The following is a 19,784-nucleotide window of genomic DNA, read 5'->3' on the forward strand; positions in this document are numbered from 1 at the left end:
GGAGATCATATGACTCAAGATGTCATTTTAGTCTTGGATTGTGGGGCCACGAATGTGCGGGCTATTGCAATTGATTCACAGGGTAATGTGATTGCAAAAGAATCAACACTAAATACCAGTGAGCCTGATAAGACCAATCCTCACTGGCATATATGGTCACTGGATGCCATTTTAGAGCGGTTAGTAGGCTGTTGTCGTGTAATTATCCCTAAATTATCAGGTCACAAGATACACGCAATAACAGTGACGACTTTTGGTGTTGACGGAACACTGGTCGATGCAAAGGGTAACCTACTTTATCCAATTATTAGTTGGAAATGTCCACGAACAACTCCTATTGTTGAAAATATTGATCGTTACTTCTCTGCTGAGCAATTACAAACGATATCCGGTGTCGGGCAATTTAATTTTAATACGCTTTATAAGTTAATCTGGTTAAAGGAAAATTATCCCACCCTTTTTGATAAAGCCCATGCTTGGTTGTTTATTTCCTCTTTAATCAATTATCGATTAACAGGAGTGATGTCAACTGACAGAACCATGGCTGGAACCAGCCAGTTGCTCAATATTCACCATGAGCAGTTTAGTGAAGCAATATTAGATGCTATTTCTATTTCAGAAAATTTATTTCCTAAGCTCGTTTCTGCCAGCGAACAAATTGGCATTTTGGCACCAGAAGCAGCCAAAAAATTAAACTTACCTCTAGGAATTCCGGTTATTTCCTCTGGACATGATACACAATTTGCTTTATTTGGTTCAGGCACAGGTTTGAATCAACCCATCTTATCTTCGGGCACCTGGGAAATCCTGATGGTACGCACCCCTTATGTGAATACTCGTATTTTACCTCATTACTCTGGCTCTACCTGTGAATTGGACGCGAAGGAAGGACTCTTTAACCCAGGATTGCAATGGCTGGCTTCCGGGGTACTTGAATGGATACGACTGCTTTTCTGGAAAGACATTCCTCCTTCGGAAGCCTATCGCCAAATGATCCATGAAGCTTCATCTGTTCCTCCTGGTTCTAATAACTTAAGAATGAATTGCCGTTTATTAACCTCCAGAGCGGGATGGTGTGGAACAACGTTGAATACTGAGCGCCGTCATTTTTATCGTGCTGCATTAGAAGCTTTGGGGTATCAGTTAAAACAAAATCTGTCTCTTTTAGAGAAAATAAGCGGGTTTCATGCTAAAGAATTAGTGCTAGTAGGTGGAGGTAGCCGCAATCATCTCTGGAATCAAATAAAAGCAGATATTCTAAACCTGCCAATAAAAGTACTTAATGAAGCAGAAACGACTGTGCTCGGCGCTTCTTTCTTTGCCTGGGCTGGTGCAGGTTGCTATAAATCGCCTGAAAAAGCCCGTGAACAGTTTTCTTATCACTATGAACTTTATACACCCGGTGAACACCAGAAAACTTATGATTCATTAGCCCAGGATTCTATACAGGAGTAAATAATTCTACGTTAAAAACAATCTTCCTATTTATTTAACTTCTCCGTCTCTTGGAAAAATAGTGTCTGAGATGGGAAATGGTCACTTTTTTGCTATCATTGTCATAGGGAAAACGGCTAATTATGGAAATATATTGCTAAAAAGGCATGGTTTCTTAATTCTGAATTGGGAGAAATAATCCTATTTCGTCATGATATAAAAGAGATTCCCCTATGAAAAACAAGCGCCATCAAAAAATTATGGATCTTCTTCATCAACATGAATCATTGACAACGACTGAACTTTCCGAAGTTTTACAAGTCAGTAGAGAAACAATACGTCGAGATCTGCGATTTCTTCAGGAGCATGGAAGTCTCCTTCGTTTACATGGAAGAGCAAAAAGCTTAAACAGAGAAACGCAAGATAATGGAGATTCCTTTAACACTCGGGTTAAAAGCCATTTTTCAAGTAAATCGCTTATTGCTCAGCAAGCCGTGACGTGGATAAGCGAAGGAATGATCATTGCACTTGATGCAAGTTCAACATGTTGGTATTTAGCAAAACAACTTCCTGATATTAATATCACTGTTTTTACGAATAGCATTCGTATTTGTCATGAATTATCAAAGAGAAAAAATATTCAATTAATCAGTTCAGGGGGAGTTCTCCATCGTAAATATGCTTGTTACATTAGTTCATCGATTATTGCACAATTAAAAAATTTAGACATCGATCTCTTCATTTTTTCCTGTGACGGCATTGATGCAAATGGCGATTTATGGGATTCGAATATTGATAACGCAGCATTCAAAGAGATTCTTATAAAACGAGCATTACAATCAATTTTATTAATTGATAAAAGCAAAATTAACCGAAAAAGTGAAATTAAAATAGAAAATCATGGAAATATCACTGATATAATATCGAATGACTAGATGGTAGTTGTTAACTATTATAATCCTTCCTGATACTGGCCTCTATAGGCTTTCATAGCTAATAAATTTCAAAATCAAAGCCAAACTTACAAATTAACGCCAGATTCCATCTCTATAAGTTTATAGAACACACAAGTCATTAGTTTATTTAAGTTGTTATGAGCAAACCATTAGTGAATATGATTGAAAATAAACTCACTAAATCATTCCATTTTTCCATTAACAGTTTTCATCTTCATTGACCACTTCCTATACCTGACAACGCTTAGTTCACATTGAAACAGAATAATTATATTTATTTGACGCTCTACTGATTAGAAATTAGCATCAAATAATATATTAGTTTAACAAATAAATTATCTTGCGTATTAAATGGTTATTTAGTGAATCTGAAAGATTATTTCTAAAGAGGATATATATATGCAAGAACAATCTATTAATACATCAAATCCAGGTAGTACTGAGCTATCTGTTGTAGATCAGGCAGCAACCGAAAACGCAGCCATCGCGGTGTCTGGAACTGTCTCAGTGACTAAATATGTCTGGAAAATAATTTCAAACAAAGCCTCCATTTTATAGAACATTCATGAATTAAAGTCTGTGTTTTTTAATCGCCAATCTTCAAGCTATGTACTTTCGTAAAACTTATAAAATGCTTTTAATAAAATTTAAATAATCATAATAAGAGTAATTTATTAATAAAATAAAAAGGAAACTTTAAAACAGGAAAATAATTCATTTATAACTTTTTATTTTTAAATGACAGCATGTGAAAAATATATATAAACACATAGGATTTTATACTGTAGCATCACGGTCACCTGACACCTTTACAGATCATAAACGAACATCAAACAGAATATTAATTCAAAGAATTAAATATCTTGCTTATTAAATGACTATTTAGTGAACCCCAAAAATTATTTCTAAAGAGAATATATATGCAACCCATTAATACATCAAATCCAGATAATACCGAGTCCTATGTTAAAGACGAGGTAGAAATCGAGAACGCTGCAATCGCGTTGTCTGAAATTGTCTCAGTAGTAAACACCTCTGACGGTCGGCTTGAGGTTTTCGGTGTAGGCACTGACAATGCTGTGTGGCACAACAGGCAAATGGCACCACATACAGGCTCCCCTTGGTCCGGCTGGAGCTTACTTAACGGACAGGTGACCAGCAAACCCGTCGTTTACATCAATACAGATGGTCGATTGGAAGTATTCGCACGTGGCACAGATAATGCGTTATGGCATAACTGGCAGCTCACTCCCAATGCCGGTTGGTCAGGCTGGCAATCTTTAGGTGGAGTGATTACCAGTAACCCTGCGGTATATGCTAACACTGATGGCCGACTTGAAGTTTTTGCACGCGGCACCGATAACGCACTCTGGCACATCTCACAAACTACCGCTCATTCCGGTCCATGGTCGAGCTGGCAATCTTTGAACGGCGTGATCACCAGCAACCCCGCAGTCCATATTAACTCCGACGGTCGGCTTGAAGTCTTTGCTCGTGGTACCGATAACGCACTCTGGCACATCTGGCAAACCGCTCCCGATTCCAACCTGTGGTCAAGTTGGGAGTCACTCAATGGCGTAATTACTAGCGACCCAGTGGTCATTGGTACCGCTGATGGTCGGCTTGAAGTCTTTGCACGCGGCACTGATAACGCACTCTGGCACATTTGGCAGACCATTTCTCATTCCGGTCCGTGGTCGGGTTGGCAATCTTTAAAAGGCGTAATCACCAGCGCCCCTGCTGTAGTGAAGAACTGCGACAACCGGCTTGAAGTCTTTGCGCGCGGTACTGATAACGCACTCTGGCACATCTGGCAAACAGTTTCCCATTCCGGTCCATGGTCTAACTGGGCCTCGTTGAATGGCGTGCTCACCAGCGCGCCAACGGCGGTGAGGGATTCCGATGGCCGACTTGAGGTCTTTGTGCGTGGTACCGATAATGCACTCTGGCTCACCTGGCAAACCGTATCATCATGGTCCCCTTGGACATCCCTGGGTGGCTCTTTAATCGACGCTTCCGCGATTAAATAATCTGAAAGGGATCAGTTTCGCCCAAGGCGAATGTAACCTTCAGGCCCGATATGCTAAGGAAAACATTCACTACGCTATATCGGGCCAGTAATATAACCTAATTTGCTGGAATTAGCCCAATGTTCAACTTATGAAATATAAGTAAATCAGGGTCTATGCTCCCCAATAGCCAGATTACGAATTATGTTCCTTAATAACAATTATAAGATATTTTTGATAAAAATAAAATCACCACGAAATAATATATCCGAAATAGAAAACAAAAGAAATTTTAAAATAAAAAACAGTTTACATATGATTAATTTTTTACACTGTCATATTTAAAAAAACATATCAACACATATAAAGTTATAATATAAAGTCAAATTCCCATGATAATCTAATAATCAGTAGTTAACTGAAAATAAAACATTAACCACTCATTTTTCAAATAAAAGGATGTGAACAAGAACATAATATCAAATTAAATATTCTGCTCATTAAATTGCTACTTAGTGAATATAAAAAATCTTTTTTAAAAAGGGTATATATATGCAAAAAGAACCTATTAAAACATCAAATCCAGATAATGCCGAGTCATATGTGAAAGACGAAGTAGAAATCGAGAATGCTGCAATCGCATTGTCCGCAATTGTCTCGGTGGCAAACAACTCTGATCGTCGGCTCGAGGTTTTCGGTGTGAGCACCGATAATGCGGTATGGCACAATTGGCAAGCCGCACCACACGCAAATTCTTCCTGGTCCGGCTGGAAAACACTTGGCGGAGGAGTGACCAGTAAGCCTGCTGTTTACACCAATTCAGACGGTCGATTAGAAGTGTTTGTGCGTGGCGGGGATAATGCGTTATGGCATAACTGGCAGACAGCCCCCAATTCCGGTTGGTCAGGTTGGCAATCGTTGAATGGCACAATCACTAGTGATCCAGCAGTATTTGTCAACTCCGATGGCCGGCTAGAAGTTTTTGCACGTGGCACCGACAATGCACTCTGGCACATCTGGCAAACCAAACCTTACGCCGGTCCATGGTCTAACTGGGACTCATTGGGCGGTGGAATTACCAGCAATCCAGCGGTACATATCAACGCCGACGGTCGGCTTGAGGTCTTTGCACGCGGCGGTGATAATGCACTCTGGCATATCTGGCAGACCAAACCTCACGCCGGCCCATGGTCTAGCTGGGACTCATTAGGTGGCGGGATCACCAGCGACCCTGCGGTATATCTCAACTCCGATGGTCGCCTTGAGGTCTTTGCACGCGGCGGTGATAACGCGCTCTGGCACATCTGGCAGACCAAACCCTATGCTGGTCCATGGTCTAGCTGGGACTCATTGGGTGGCGGAATTACCAGCAATCCAGCGGTACATATCAACGCCGACGGTCGGCTTGAAGTCTTTGCACGCGGCGGTGATAACGCACTCTGGCATATCTGGCAGACCAAACCTCACGCCGGCCCATGGTCTAGCTGGTCCTCATTAGGTGGCGGGATCACCAGCGCCCCGGTAGTAGGGAAAAATGCCAACGGCCAACTCGAAGTCTTTGCGCGTGGCGGTGATAACGCACTCTGGCACATCTGGCAAGCCACATCATCGTGGTCCGCTTGGGTCTCACTTGGTGGAACCTTAATCGACGCTTCAGTGATCAAATAATCTAGAAGGATTTAGAGTTAGCTTCGCACAAGACAAACGTAATCTTCTGGCCCGATGCATTAAAGAAAACATTCACTACACTGCACCGGGCCAGTGGTACTTAATTTACTGGAGTGAGCCTAATATTCGGCACGCAAGCCCAATACGAATTCGAACTCATGCATTATTGTGCATGACAAAGATATACTTTTGTCTATCCAAAAATAGACTTTTGGTTAAATATACTTGGAAAAAAATCTCAAACAGAACCATCGTCTTATAAAATATTTGTAAATTGGAATCTATATTTTTCAATAGCTAGCCTGTAAGCTGTGCACTTTCATACAGGTTATCAGACACTTTGAATAAGATTAAAACAACCACCGCAAAAATATATTTTTAAATATAATTAAAACGAAATTATAAAACAGGTAAATAATTCATTTATAATTTCTTATTTTTCAACTCCTGTATATAAAAACATATAAACGTATAGAATTTTACAAAATTAGCAAAAACTATAATTTAACCTACATCTTTATAATTGAGTAATTCATCTATTATTTACTGCCCCACTCAGTCTTCATTATTCAATAACAATGGTTTAAAAATAAATATATAGTGATACTTAAAGTGAATGTATATTACGAATTATACCCGTTATCTTTCAAGTTGCCTCTTTGTTGGCTGCACTCACCCCGGTCACAGAGTTATCTATGCTCCCGGGGATTCGCTCCCTCGCCGTCGCGATGCATCTTGAAATCCATTGGGTATATAAACTAATCCAGCCATTCGATCAGAACTTTCTTTAATACTACAGCCGTATTTCCTCTTTTCAATAGAAAAAACGCTCACAGGAAAGCTTCAAACCATGCGATTTTTCTGCTTCATGAACATCAGAAAAAACACGGATTTTGAGTTTTTACAGCTATATTACTAGTTCTGACAAATACAGCAAATCTCATCCATATTTAAAACATGATATACATCACAATTTGTAGTAATTAACCGTTTTTATTTTACATCAATGAGAATGCCAGATTTCCATTATATAATCCTATTGAAATAAGCCCTTAGTAAAAATCATTAAAGTCATAGTAGAATTTATCGATTTATCTCCTGCATAGAGGAATACCAAATTATAAATTTCAGCCCCAAAGTGGGCGAAATATTGGAATGTGACTATGAGAATTACCTAAAAGATAAAGAAGGCAAAATAATAACTGATTTCTATGATGGTCATATACCACCTGAAATGGTAAAAAATCGGCTTGTTGTTATTATAAACGGTAAAATAGATGGCAATGCCTGTATAGTTGTTCCTTTATCAAGTAAATGTGATCAAAATAAATTCCAACGTGGAATGCACGTTGGAATTGACCAAAATGTTATTGAAAATATGAAATATTTTGAACAAATAACACGCTGGGCAAAAGCGGATCTTGTACAACAAGTCAGCCAACAACGGCTACAAAGGCCAAGAACTGATAGAGGTTATTTAAATCAAATTCTACCTAAAGAAATTGTCACTAAAATTCAATTGGCAATAATTAAATCCATAAATGCAAGTCAATTGTTATCAAAATCATGACACTTGATTTTTCCAGTAAGATCGCTGACAACATAGTCGTTGCCCATAGAGGCCCAAAATATTTCTTTCCCTTGAGGAACCTGCGAAGCCTAGCTAACTGCTAGGCTTCTGCCATTTTAGCATTTCACGACATCACTCCACTCAGGCTCACGTCCTGTTCGTACATAAGTCACCAAAACCAAAACAAATCTTTTTTCCACCGTTCTTCCGTTACTTTTTACTTTTAATTTTATCGAGTTGTAGCAGATACCTGACCTTAATTTCTGATCTATTCAGATCCTTACAATTTAACCAGATCAAAATTACAACTACATTTGCGAATTGCTTCCAAATTTTACTTGTGTAAGTTTAAAGCTTGGTACGATACCATAACAAAAGAATTGATTCACAAACTTAACTAAGACCACTGCATGATTAACTCAGAAACTTTTGACACTCATACGCCCATGATGCAGCAATATCTCCGTCTTAAAGCACAGCATCCTGACATTCTGCTGTTTTATAGAATGGGAGATTTCTATGAGCTGTTTTATGACGATGCCAAAAAAGCGGCAAAATTACTGGATATTTCCCTAACCAAACGAGGTCAATCAGCCGGTAATCCTATCCCTATGGCAGGTGTGCCCCATCATGCAGTAGAAAACTATTTAGCTAAGCTGGTTCAATTAGGTGAATCAGTCGCTATCTGTGAACAAATTGGCGATCCTGCCACCAGCAAAGGCCCAGTTGAACGTAAAGTCGTTCGCATCGTTACCCCCGGTACCGTGACAGATGAAGCTTTATTGCAGGAACGACAGGATAACCTGCTCGCGGCTATTTGGCACGATAATCAAGGATTTGGTTACGCCACGCTGGATGTAACTTCCGGTCGCTTCCTGATATCTGAAATGGCAGAACAGGAAACGATGGTCGCCGAATTGCAACGTACCCGTCCCGTTGAATTACTCTATCCTGAAAGCTTTGAACATATGGCTCTGATTGAACATTGCCATGGTTTGCGCCGCCGCCCTTTATGGGAATTTGAACTGGATACCGCAAAACAGCAACTGAATCTGCAATTTGGTACCCGTGATCTGATCGGTTTTGGTGTGGAAAAAGCCGCGCTTGCTCTGCGTGCCGCAGGCTGCTTATTGCAATACGTCAAAGATACTCAGCGCACCGCTCTACCACATATCCGTGGTATCACCATAGAACGCCAGCAAGATACGGTTATTATGGATGCGGCAACCCGCCGTAATCTGGAACTGACACAAAACTTGTCTGGTAGTACAGATAATACTCTTGCTTCCGTTCTTGATCTGTGTGTTACCCCAATGGGTAGCCGAATGTTAAAACGTTGGTTGCATGCTCCTGTCAGGGACCGCCAGATATTAGAAAATCGTCAACAAGCGATTGCTACTTTGCAGGAAATTGGGTTGGAGTTGCAGCCATTTTTGCTACAGGTAGGTGATCTCGAACGTGTATTGGCGCGCCTGGCTCTACGTTCAGCCCGACCACGGGATCTGGCAAAAATGCGCCATGCATTCCAGCAACTACCGGATATCCATCAAATTATGGACTCCTCAGATTCCCCCTATATCAAGCAATTGCAGAAAAATATCGGCAGATTTGATGAATTACAGGAATTGCTTGAAAAAGCGATTGTAGAAACACCTCCGGTATTGGTTCGGGATGGTGGTGTAATCGCACCGGGTTATAACAGCGAACTGGATGAATGGCGCACACTGGCTGATGGTGCCAGTAACTATCTGGAACAACTGGAAATCCGCGAACGAGAAAAACTAGGTATTGACACTCTGAAAGTCGGCTTCAATGGTGTTCATGGCTACTATATTCAAGTTAGCCGAGGACAGAGCCATTTGGTGCCAATTCATTATGTCCGCCGCCAGACACTGAAAAACGCCGAGCGTTATATCATCCCTGAGCTAAAAGAATATGAAGATAAGGTTCTGACCTCTAAAGGGAAATCTCTGGCAATAGAGAAAGCGCTTTACGAAGAATTATTCGATCTGCTACTGCCTCATTTGGCCGAATTACAAGCCAGCGCCGAAGCACTTGCTGAACTTGACGTATTAGCAAATCTGGCAGAACGCGCTGAAACCCTGAATTATGTTTGCCCAACATTGAGTGATAAACCGGGAATTCAAATTGCCGGTGGCCGCCATCCAGTTGTTGAGCAAGTTCTGAGTGAACCTTTTATCTCCAACCCACTATCTTTATCCTCACAACGACGTCTGTTGATTATTACCGGTCCAAATATGGGTGGTAAAAGTACTTATATGCGTCAGGCAGCATTGATTACACTTCTGGCCTATATCGGTAGCTTTGTACCTGCTGAGAAAGCCGTCATCGGCCCGGTTGATCGCATATTTACCCGAGTGGGTGCTTCCGATGATCTAGCATCTGGCCGTTCAACCTTTATGGTGGAAATGACAGAAACCGCTAATATTCTGCACAATGCAACAGAGCAAAGCTTGGTCTTGATGGATGAAATTGGCAGAGGCACATCGACCTACGACGGTCTTTCTCTGGCATGGGCATGTGCAGAAAATCTGGCAAACCGCATTAAAGCAATGACCCTATTTGCCACTCACTATTTTGAACTAACTACGTTGCCGGAAAAACTCGAAGGTGTGGTCAACATTCATCTGGATGCAGTAGAGCATGGAGATACTATTGCATTTATGCACAGTGTACAGGATGGTGCGGCAAGTAAAAGTTATGGGCTGGCGGTCGCTTCCCTCGCAGGGGTTCCCCGTGAAGTAATCAAACGGGCACGTCAGAAACTTAAAGAGCTAGAATCTCTATCCAACCATGCAACCGCCAGTCATGTCGATACACCGCAACTTGCGCTATTAACAGAAGAAACATCACCGGCAGTCGAAGCATTGGAAAATCTCAATCCAGACTCACTAACTCCGCGTCAAGCTTTGGAATGGATTTATCGGCTAAAAGATATGGTGTAAAAAAGTGTTCGATAAAAGCCTCTTACAACCGATATACCGTTTTTTGCAGTGTGAAACCCCAGATTTATGGGTAGATAAAGCAAAACAGCCTGAAAATTTACCTGTACTTCTACGGGATCATCTGTTATGCGAACTAAAAGCAGCACAGAGCGCTATGTATTTGATCCGCAAGTACGCTGTAGATCAGCAAAGTGCGGATACACTTCTAGCATGGTTTAAGCCTTATGAAGATTTTACCTATAAGAAAACTGGCGATCTCAATTCATTAAGAGGTCAAAATCAAGCTACCAAGCAGATCACCGCCAAAGCTAATTCACCCTATAGTCAAGATCTGATTGATAAAATGGTATTGCTGATTAAAGAAGAGTTACATCACTTCTATCAGGTGCTAGAAATCATGGATGCACGTGATATCAGCTATGAAAATATCAGTGCCAGCCGTTATGCCAAAAGCATGCTTAGCCATATCATCAACCACGAACCTTATACATTGGTAGATAAGCTGATTATCGGCGCTTATATTGAGGCGCGTTCCTGTGAACGTTTTGCCAAGCTGGCCCCCCATCTGGATGAAGAATTGAGTAAATTTTATATCTCACTACTCCGCTCTGAAGCACGCCATTACCAGGATTATCTGTCACTGGCGCAATCTATTGCTAATGAAGATATTACCGAACGAGTTAACTATTTTGGCCGTGTTGAAGCTGAGTTGATTCAAAATCCAGATAGCGATTTTAAATTCCACAGTGGCATCCCTGTAATTTGAATATAGCAATGTCACATTGATTAAAAAAAGGTGAGCTTATACTCACCTTTCAGACCGCTGACAAAACAATTGGAGTGGTTCAGAATTAGGGACATTGAAATATGTTAATCAGGCTATTTGCAATCGATGAAGGTGAGACACATCGATATGCTGTTTTGCCTGCCATAAATCATAGTCCACCTGCATCCCCATCCAAATTTGAGGTGAACTGCCAATAACAACAGACAATTTCAGTGCCATTTCCGGCGAAACATCAGACTTGCCAGTAACCAAACGTTGCACAGTTGATGGTGCTACACCCAGTGCCTTAGCCAGACCTCTTGCGCTCAAATTCAGAGCCTCCATAGCCTCTTGAACCAACATTCCGGGATGCGGGGGGTTATACATCATAGCCATTAGTGGTAATCCTCATAGTTCACAATGTAGACATCACAATTACACAACTCAAAGGTAATTCGCCAATTCCCTGTCACAGTAACAGACCACACACCATTTCGGTTTCCTGTAAGTGGGTGTAAACAAAAGCCAGGGATATCTACATCTTCAATTTTCACTGCCCTATTCAACACCTCAAGACGAGTAGCAATCTTTGGAGCTTGCCTGGCATCAATACCAGCTGTAGAACCTGTTTCGAAAAACTTTTTCAACCCTTTATGTTTAAAACTCTTAATCATATCCGTCTGCTGTACGGTGTTGCGCGGTACAATTATCATACTCAGCCACCGCGCAACACGCAACACCTTTGCAAGTCACAATGGAACTTTAAAACCATCTGTAGCTTTGTATGGAATTACTGTGACTGCTCCCCGCCGTAAAAAACGGCGAGGCTTCCCACTTCTCAGGCCGCCACCGTCTTTATGACGGATTTACACTGGCCTCCGTGGGCAGAAACGACGAGTCCCGCCACCTGTAATGCTGTTATGCCCTTGTGCTGGATGTTGAGCGCCGCATTGATATCGCCGGTCATGTTCAACACCACAGCAAGGGCATTGCCAGATCCGCTTACGCAGCGGCATTTCCGGCTCTTTGTGACCGCAGCAATGGCAAGTTTTCGAAATGGCGAACCACTGATCCAGTTTGACCAGGTGGACGCCCGACGCTGCGGCTTTGTATTCCAGTTTCTTGATGAAGCCATGCCAGCCCGCATCCCCGATAGCGCGAGCAAGGCGGTGATTTTTCATCATGTTGGCCGATTTCAGTGTCTCAACAATGAGCGCCTGGTTTTCGTCAACCATTGTTCGGGAGAGTTTGTGTTGAAAATCGGCGCGGGCATGGGCGACCCGCTCATGGACTGCCGCCAGACGTAATCGGGCCTTGCGGCGGTTAGCACTGCCCTGTTGTTTGCGGGACAGTGATTTCTGTTTACGACGCAGGTTACGGGTGGCGTTGATAAGGTGACGCGGGTTATTGACCTTCTCCCCATTCGACTCGATAAGATAGTGGGACAAACCCATATCGCAACCGGTCACGCGGGTGATAACGCCCGGCCTTTCCGGTGCCTCTTTGCCATCGTCACACAGGATAGCGGCGAAATACTTTCCCGTGGCGGTGCGAGACAGCGTAATGCTCTTCACTTCCCCTTCAATTTCTCGGTGTATGCGCGCCTTTATCGGTGACAATTTCGGGAGCTTCACCGCACCCTCCAGCACTTTCACCCCAACACAGTGATAGCTGGATTGCTTGCCCTGTTTGCGTTTGAACGTGGGAAATTGGGCGCGCAACTTCGGATTGAAGAAATTATCAAACGCGGTATGCAGATTGAGCACCGCCTGCTGTAACGCGATAGCGTCATATGCCTTGAGCCACGCGTATTTGCGGGATTTCTTCGCGACCGCCAGGAGCGGTTTGAGGTCTTTGCGCGGATTTAAACTCACGCCGTGATGTTTGTAAGTATGCTTTTTGATGTGCAGCGCCTTGTTGTACGCAAAACGGACCGCACCGAACTGGCCGTTAAGATACCCGGCCTGTTCGGATGTGGGGTAAAGGCGGACTTTGGTCGCTCTTAACATATTCAACGCTCATTGATAAAGGGCATTCATGTTAGCCTGTTTTATCGGCAGATATCCATTCAGTCAGGATACGTCACAGTAGCCCGCCCTAAAACCATTTGGGCTTTTCGCCTTATATCCCCGCCCGCACTGGGCAAGGGTTTACGGCGGTTTTTGCTAATACTGAAATACCGAGCGCCAACAACGCAAAAATACGGACAACAGTTCTTCAGAACCCAAGTAGCTAAACTACTCAACAATTAAGTACGGAACAATGCTTCAATATTCAAACCTTGGGTTTGCATAATATCTTTCAGACGTCGCAAACCTTCGACCTGAATCTGACGCACTCTTTCCCTTGTCAAACCGATCTCTTTGCCCACATCTTCCAAAGTTTCCGCTTCATAGCCCAAGAGACCAAAACGACGCGCTAATACTTCACGTTGCTTCGAATTTAATTCAAACAACCATTTGACGATACTCTTTTTCATATCATCTTCCTGTGTTGTTCCCTCCGGCCCTGTTTCATTCTCATCTGATAAAACATCTAATAGTGCTTTGTCAGAATCACTACTAATTGGTGTATCAACCGAAATAATACGTTCATTCAATCGCAACATACGACTGACATCATCAACCGGTTTATCCAGTTTTTCTGCTATCTCTTCTGGACTGGGTTCATGATCTAATTTATGGGCAAGTTCTCTTGCGGTACGTAAGTAGACGTTAAGTTCTTTAACAATATGAATAGGCAACCGAATAGTACGGGTTTGATTCATAATAGCCCGTTCAATAGTCTGCCGAATCCACCATGTTGCATAGGTAGAAAACCTGAACCCACGTTCCGGGTCAAATTTCTCAACAGCACGGATAAGACCAAGATTACCTTCTTCAATCAAATCAAGAAGAGCTAAGCCTCTGTTGCTGTAACGGCGGGAGATTTTAACAACCAATCGCAAGTTACTTTCAATCATTCTCTGGCGGGCCAATACATCACCACGTAATGCCCGCCTTGCAAAAAAAACCTCTTCTTCTGCCGTCAACAGAGGAGAAAAACCAATCTCTCCGAGATAAAGCTGTGTTGCATCAAGAACCCGCTGGTTCATACCCTGCAATACATCTAAGTCATTCTCAAGATCAGTTAGGTCATCCTCACCATTCTTCAATAATTTCTCATCGAAGTCGTCAGCTTCAATACCGCTTTCATCTAAATCCGCATCATCATACAAATCAATAACTTTCAGCGTATTTTGGCTCATAAGCTGCCCCTACCCGAGATAATGCAGGCAGAATTCAGCATTCTGCCCAGTTTATCGCTGCGGAAGATAACGCAGCGGGTTTACGGATTTTCCCTTGTAACGAATTTCAAAGTGTAATCTTACAGAGCTAGTACCGGTGCTACCCATAGTGGCAATTTTCTGCCCTGCTTTAATATCCTGTTGCTCACGAACCAACATTGTATCGTTATGAGCATAGGCACTCAGGTAGTCATCATTATGTTTTATAATTATCAGATTTCCATATCCACGTAAGGCATTTCCAGCGTATACCACCCGACCACCTGATGTCGCAAATACTGACTGACCACTACTACCTGCAATATCAATCCCTTTGTTACCCCCTTGGGTATCAGAGAAATTCTCAATCACTTTACCTTCAGCAGGCCACATCCAATGACTAACAACACTGTTTACGGTTGTCGTCGGTGACTTTACATACGTATTGTTTATTGTTGAGGTCGTTGCCTGTGGCAACATTTTTACACTCTTTTGTTTTCCGGAATTTGCAGGATACGCATTAGTTGATTGAGAATCAACCAGGGTTGTTTGAATTTGATTATGGTTATAAGTGGTTAACATCCCACTATTATCCGTCCTCAAAGTCTGCCCCACCGTTAGACTATAAGGTTCTGAAATATTATTTTTGCTCGCAAGATCACGAAAATCATTGCCAGTGAGCCATGCGATATAAAACAGAGTATCACCATGTCTTACAGTGTAAGTATTGCCGTTATAGCTACCTTTAGGAATATTGTCATAATTGCGGTTATAAACTATTCCCCCTTGTGAACCACCACCAGTAACCCTAATTGATGAAGGTGAAGATGCCATTGGTGTAGATATAGCAGAGCTGCCAGAAGATATTACCGGACGGCTGATACTCCGACTTTGTTCCTGATCGACACTGGTGATAGGCGCAGGTCGAGTTGGCGTATTTGCACAGCCGACTAACCAGATTCCTATCAATGAACAAGTTACAATCCGCTGTATTTTTTTCATTGGGCTTCCTGAATTCATACTTCCTTCCCCCATAACGGCAAATATAAGCGTAAAAACCAATAATTCTTAAAGATCATACATAACCACAAAAATCTCAAAATGAAAATATTTCGCTTATTAAAGCAGATATAACCATTAATTGAAAAATAGTTGCAATAGGCTAAGAAATTAAGCTAATTCCCCTTGTACAAGAGGGACAAAACGTACAGCTTCGATCACTTCGCTGTGAAAACCATTGCCATGACGTTTCACCGACTTAAGAAGCTGTGTATGCTCACCAACGGGCAAAACCATAACACCACCATCAGAAAGCTGGGACATAAGTTCCTGTGGGATATACGGAGGAGCTGCGGTCACAATGATAGCATCAAACAACCCACGCGACGGCCACCCTTGCCAACCATCGCCATGACGGGTTGAAACATTATGCAAATCAAGCTGTTTCAACCTACGTTTAGCCTGCCACTGTAAACCTTTTATCCGCTCTACCGAGAAAACATGTTTAACCAAATGGGCTAATATTGCCGTCTGATAACCAGAGCCGGTACCAATTTCCAACACCTTAGCATCCGGTGTTAATTGAAGCAGTTCAGTCATACGAGCAACAATATAAGGCTGAGAAATTGTTTGCCCATAACCTATAGGTAAGGCTGTGTTTTCATAAGCTTTATGAGCCAGCGCTTCATCGACAAAACGTTCTCTGGGCACAGCTGAAATAGCTGCCAGTAAACGCTCATCATTTACTCCCTGCTGGCGCAATTGTGTCAGCAAATTTTGCATTGCCCGACTACTCAGCATTCTCCATTAACCTCAGCTTTAACTAACCAATCTTTCACTAACTCCTGCGCTTTATACGCAGTCAGATCTACCTGCAATGGCGTAATAGATACATACCCCAGCTCTACAGCCGCAAAATCTGTTTCCGGACCGGCATCACGTTTATCTCCAGGCGGCCCCAACCAGTAAAGTGTATTTCCTTTTGGATCTTGCATGGAATAGACTTCTTCCGCTGCATGACGACTACCACAACGTGTAACTCGAAAACCTTTAATTTGCTCAAGTGGCAGATCAGGAACATTCACATTCAGAATATTACCCGCTCTCAAAGACGTTGTTTGTAACATTTGCAGTAAACGACACGTGATTTCTGCCGCTGTTTCGTAATGCCGTTCGCCATCAAGTGAAATAGCCAAAGCAGGTAATCCCAAGTGACGGCCTTCCATCGCAGCAGCAACTGTACCGGAATAAATCACATCATCCCCAAGATTAGGACCTCGATTAATACCAGCAATAACGATTTCCGGGCGTGGGAGAACCAGGCGATTAACGCCGAGATAAACACAATCTGTCGGTGTACCGTCCAATACCGATATATCGCCATTCTCCAGCGTATTAATTCTTAATGAACGATCAAGTGTCAATGCATTTGATGCACCACTCCGGTTACGGTCAGGCGCAATAACCTGCACATGATAATTTTCCCGTAATGCTGCCGCTAAAACCTGAATCCCTGGTGCAGTGACACCGTCATCATTACTCAATAATATTCGTAACATCATTTTGATCCTGCTTGATGATTTCCCTGACCACACTGGTAGCAAAACTGCCCGCAGGCAACCAGAAACTGATTTTTACAGTGCCATTATCCAACCATTCCCAGCTCAAATTCTGAGGCTGCACCAGTATGGCTCTGCGGGAACAATCCACTCTTTCGCGCTTTACAAGCTCCCACAACGATTGATAGGGCTGCAAACATTGCCGTTCAAAAGCCGCAGATTGATACTGTGTTCCCAATTCACCATCCCCAGGCAGCGGAGCCGTTATCTGTAGTTCACCGTCAATTACCCGCTGTTGCAATTCAGGCAATTCAGCTTCGTTAGCCACAAACCAACTGCCACGCCCTGTCAATTGTAAAGCGTCACCATTAATCACTTGCCGCTGTTGATCCCGAAGAATCCGCGCACTAGCCACCGTATTAAACATAGCACTACGGCTGGCTGAAAGATAAAAACTGCGTTTATTTCTCTCTCTTACCCGGATTTCATTATTAGCCCAACGCTGGGCTTGAACCAGATTTTGTCCATCTCGCCCAAAACGCTGTTCACCAAAATAATTAGGTACTCCACCTTGCTGAATCAGTTGTAATCTATTTTCAACAAACTGGTGATGACTGATTTCCCGTAAAATCAGTGTGAATGAATTTCCTTTCAATGCTCCGATACGAAGTTTACGTTTCTGACGATCTGTCGCCAGAACTTCACACCCTTCAAGCTGAAACGATGCAAAATCAGGATTCTGTTTACCCGGTAGGTGTAAGCAAAACCACTGTTCTGTCACTGCATTACGGTCTTTTAAACCCGCATAACTAACCGATTTAGAGGATACTCCAGCAAAGCGGGCGAGGTTATCTGCAACAAATTGAGTATTACAACCCGTTTTACGGATATGTACCATCAAGTGTTCTCCTTCTCCGTCAGGAGAAAACCCCAAATCTTCGTAAACAATAAAATCTTCCGGCGAAGCTTTTAATATTCCGGTTGCTTCCGGTTGTCCATACAGCCAGTTTAATTCAGCCAATACCATCAATTATTCCTTAACCAACAAAGCAACCGCTTCACAAGCAATACCTTCTTTACGCCCAACAAATCCCAATTTTTCGGTGGTTGTGGCTTTTACATTGATATCATCAAGGTGGCATTGCAGATCTTCAGCCAAATTGACTCTCATTTGCGGAACATGCGGCAGCATTTTTGGTGCTTGCGCAATAATCGTGATATCCAGATTACCAATCCGGTAACCCTTTTCTCTGATACGACGGTAGGCTTCACGCAATAACTTACGGCTATCCACTCCCTTAAGTGCTGGATCAGTATCTGGAAATAATTTACCGATATCACCCAATGCCATAGCTCCTAACAAGGCGTCTGTTGCTGCATGGAGCGCAACATCACCATCAGAGTGTGCCAGTAATCCTTGCTCATAAGGAATGCGGACACCACCGATAATAATCGGCCCTTCACCACCAAATTTATGCACATCGAAACCGTGTCCGATTCTCATGATGCCTGTTCCTTACATTTTTTGGACAGATAAAATTCTGCTAATGCCAAATCCTCAGAGCGCGTGACTTTTATATTGTCAGAACGCCCGTTAACCAATACCGGTTGATAACCACAATATTCCAATGCAGAAGCTTCATCAGTGATGTTGACATGTTGTGAAAGTGCTTTTGACAAGCAATCCCTCAGCAATATCAATGGAAAAAGCTGCGGTGTCAGTGCATGCCAGAGATCTTGACGTTCTACCGTATGGTCAATAACCCCCTGACCAACCCGTCCACGTTTCATCGTATCGCGGACCGGAGATGCCAAAATACCACCACATGTCATATTTCCCTGCTCATCTGCTTCTGCTAGTTGTAACAAACGTTCAAGATCGTCACGGTGTAAACAAGGGCGGGCTGCATCATGTACCAAAACCCAGCAATGATCATTCTCGACCAAATGAGCCAGATAATTTAAACCAGCCAATACAGAATCTGCACGCTGTTCGCCACCGACTACCGTAGTAATGCGTGAATCGGAAGCAACATCAAGGAATTGAAACTGAGTGTCAGCAGGATTTAAAACAACCACAACGCGCTGAATACGGGGATGATCAAGTAATGCATCCAGGGTATGTTCAATAACAGTCTTTCCAGCAATAGCCAGATATTGCTTTGGGCAATCCGAATTCATTCGGCTACCAATACCCGCAGCTGGTATCAAAGCAATAATATCAGCACAGGAACGAAGTAATAGATTGTTCATTTTGATTATTGAGTATTATTAGGTGTCGAGGGCAGTGAAGTGTTTTCTTTAGATTTATCAGCGACTAAACGATAGAAGGTCTCACCAGGTTTTACCATACCCAGTACACTACGGGCTCGTTCTTCAATGGCTTCCTGCCCACCATTGAGATCATTAATCTCCTCCGATAGCTGAGCATTGCGCACTTTAAGTTTACTGTTCTTGCGTTCTTGCGCAGCAACATCATTCTTAATCTGCACATAATCATGAACACCGTTTTTGCCAAGCCACAGTGAATACTGTAACCATCCGAATAAAACCAGTAATAGCAGCGTTAGCTTACCCATTTCCGCCCCCTGA

General features: G+C 42.6%; 18 protein-coding genes and 1 pseudogene. 8 read left to right on the plus strand and 11 right to left on the minus strand.

All coding sequences use genetic code 11. The features are described 5' to 3' along the window. The first annotated feature begins 9 nt into the window (after positions 1 to 9). The 8 genes from fucK to miaE all read left to right on the plus strand — a co-directional run bounded on the left by fucK (position 10) and on the right by miaE (position 11,369). Positions 10 to 1,455: an L-fuculokinase gene (fucK, locus tag C5469_RS13240; protein WP_166307381.1), complete on the plus strand. Its 1,446-nt coding sequence runs from the start codon at positions 10 to 12 to the stop codon at positions 1,453 to 1,455. Between the two features lie 212 nt (positions 1,456 to 1,667). After that, positions 1,668 to 2,369 (plus strand): L-fucose operon activator, encoded by a 702-nt coding sequence (fucR, locus tag C5469_RS13245; RefSeq protein ID WP_166307384.1) that lies wholly within the window; start codon positions 1,668 to 1,670, stop codon positions 2,367 to 2,369. A 420-nt stretch (positions 2,370 to 2,789) separates the two neighbouring features. Beyond that, positions 2,790 to 2,948 carry a hypothetical protein gene (locus C5469_RS13250; RefSeq protein WP_166307387.1) on the plus strand — a complete coding sequence of 53 codons (159 nt, stop codon included), beginning with the start codon at positions 2,790 to 2,792 and terminating at the stop codon, positions 2,946 to 2,948. A gap of 362 nt (positions 2,949 to 3,310) precedes the next feature. Further along, a complete protein-coding gene (locus tag C5469_RS13255) occupies positions 3,311 to 4,420 on the plus strand; it encodes a PLL family lectin (RefSeq protein WP_166307390.1) in 1,110 nt (369 codons plus the stop codon). 531 nt (positions 4,421 to 4,951) lie between these two features. After that, positions 4,952 to 6,067 carry a PLL family lectin gene (locus tag C5469_RS13260; protein ID WP_166307393.1) on the plus strand — a complete coding sequence of 372 codons (1,116 nt, stop codon included), beginning with the start codon at positions 4,952 to 4,954 and terminating at the stop codon, positions 6,065 to 6,067. 1,117 nt (positions 6,068 to 7,184) lie between these two features. Then, positions 7,185 to 7,637: a type II toxin-antitoxin system PemK/MazF family toxin gene (locus C5469_RS13265; protein ID WP_166307473.1), complete on the plus strand. Its 453-nt coding sequence runs from the start codon at positions 7,185 to 7,187 to the stop codon at positions 7,635 to 7,637. Positions 7,638 to 8,047: 410 nt separating this feature from the next. Further along, a complete protein-coding gene (gene mutS, locus C5469_RS13270) occupies positions 8,048 to 10,603 on the plus strand; it encodes a DNA mismatch repair protein MutS (RefSeq protein ID WP_166307396.1) in 2,556 nt (851 codons plus the stop codon). 4 nt (positions 10,604 to 10,607) lie between these two features. Continuing rightward, on the plus strand, positions 10,608 to 11,369 hold the full coding sequence (miaE, locus tag C5469_RS13275) for a tRNA isopentenyl-2-thiomethyl-A-37 hydroxylase MiaE (RefSeq protein WP_166307399.1): 762 nt from the start codon (positions 10,608 to 10,610) through the stop codon (positions 11,367 to 11,369). A 108-nt stretch (positions 11,370 to 11,477) separates the two neighbouring features. Here miaE and C5469_RS13280 read toward each other — a convergent pair whose 3' ends face one another. From C5469_RS13280 to ftsB, 11 genes and pseudogenes are all read right to left on the minus strand, one after another. Continuing rightward, the gene (locus C5469_RS13280) at positions 11,478 to 11,765 is read right to left on the minus strand and encodes a HigA family addiction module antitoxin (protein ID WP_166307402.1); all 288 of its coding nucleotides are present in this window, start codon (positions 11,763 to 11,765) and stop codon (positions 11,478 to 11,480) included. Next, complete coding sequence (locus C5469_RS13285; RefSeq protein WP_166307476.1) at positions 11,765 to 12,043, minus strand: type II toxin-antitoxin system RelE/ParE family toxin; 279 nt, start codon at positions 12,041 to 12,043, stop codon at positions 11,765 to 11,767. The genes C5469_RS13280 and C5469_RS13285 overlap by 1 nt, the downstream gene beginning before the upstream one ends. 164 nt (positions 12,044 to 12,207) lie before the next feature. Then, a pseudogene (locus tag C5469_RS13290) lies at positions 12,208 to 13,378 on the minus strand (RNA-guided endonuclease InsQ/TnpB family protein). Between the two features lie 239 nt (positions 13,379 to 13,617). Continuing rightward, positions 13,618 to 14,616 (minus strand): RNA polymerase sigma factor RpoS, encoded by a 999-nt coding sequence (gene rpoS, locus C5469_RS13295; protein WP_166307405.1) that lies wholly within the window; start codon positions 14,614 to 14,616, stop codon positions 13,618 to 13,620. A 51-nt stretch (positions 14,617 to 14,667) separates the two neighbouring features. Continuing rightward, positions 14,668 to 15,636 (minus strand): murein hydrolase activator NlpD, encoded by a 969-nt coding sequence (gene nlpD, locus C5469_RS13300; RefSeq protein ID WP_166307408.1) that lies wholly within the window; start codon positions 15,634 to 15,636, stop codon positions 14,668 to 14,670. A gap of 168 nt (positions 15,637 to 15,804) precedes the next feature. Beyond that, positions 15,805 to 16,434, minus strand: a complete 630-nt coding sequence (locus C5469_RS13305; protein ID WP_422615858.1) for a protein-L-isoaspartate(D-aspartate) O-methyltransferase — start codon at positions 16,432 to 16,434, stop codon at positions 15,805 to 15,807. Next, complete coding sequence (gene surE / locus C5469_RS13310) at positions 16,428 to 17,192, minus strand: 5'/3'-nucleotidase SurE (protein WP_166307479.1); 765 nt, start codon at positions 17,190 to 17,192, stop codon at positions 16,428 to 16,430. Before surE ends, C5469_RS13305 begins: the two co-directional genes overlap by 7 nt. Beyond that, entirely contained in the window at positions 17,170 to 18,219 is a 1,050-nt protein-coding gene (truD, locus tag C5469_RS13315; protein ID WP_166307411.1) for a tRNA pseudouridine(13) synthase TruD, read from the minus strand. The genes surE and truD overlap by 23 nt, the downstream gene beginning before the upstream one ends. 3 nt (positions 18,220 to 18,222) lie before the next feature. Beyond that, positions 18,223 to 18,696: a 2-C-methyl-D-erythritol 2,4-cyclodiphosphate synthase gene (gene ispF, locus C5469_RS13320; RefSeq protein ID WP_166307414.1), complete on the minus strand. Its 474-nt coding sequence runs from the start codon at positions 18,694 to 18,696 to the stop codon at positions 18,223 to 18,225. Beyond that, positions 18,693 to 19,445: a 2-C-methyl-D-erythritol 4-phosphate cytidylyltransferase gene (ispD, locus tag C5469_RS13325; protein ID WP_166307417.1), complete on the minus strand. Its 753-nt coding sequence runs from the start codon at positions 19,443 to 19,445 to the stop codon at positions 18,693 to 18,695. The genes ispF and ispD overlap by 4 nt, the downstream gene beginning before the upstream one ends. A 5-nt stretch (positions 19,446 to 19,450) precedes the next feature. Further along, entirely contained in the window at positions 19,451 to 19,771 is a 321-nt protein-coding gene (ftsB, locus tag C5469_RS13330) for a cell division protein FtsB (RefSeq protein ID WP_166307420.1), read from the minus strand. Positions 19,772 to 19,784: the final 13 nt, after the last annotated feature.

Source organism: Photorhabdus cinerea, assembly GCF_011189575.1.
Lineage (GTDB): Bacteria > Pseudomonadota > Gammaproteobacteria > Enterobacterales > Enterobacteriaceae > Photorhabdus > Photorhabdus cinerea.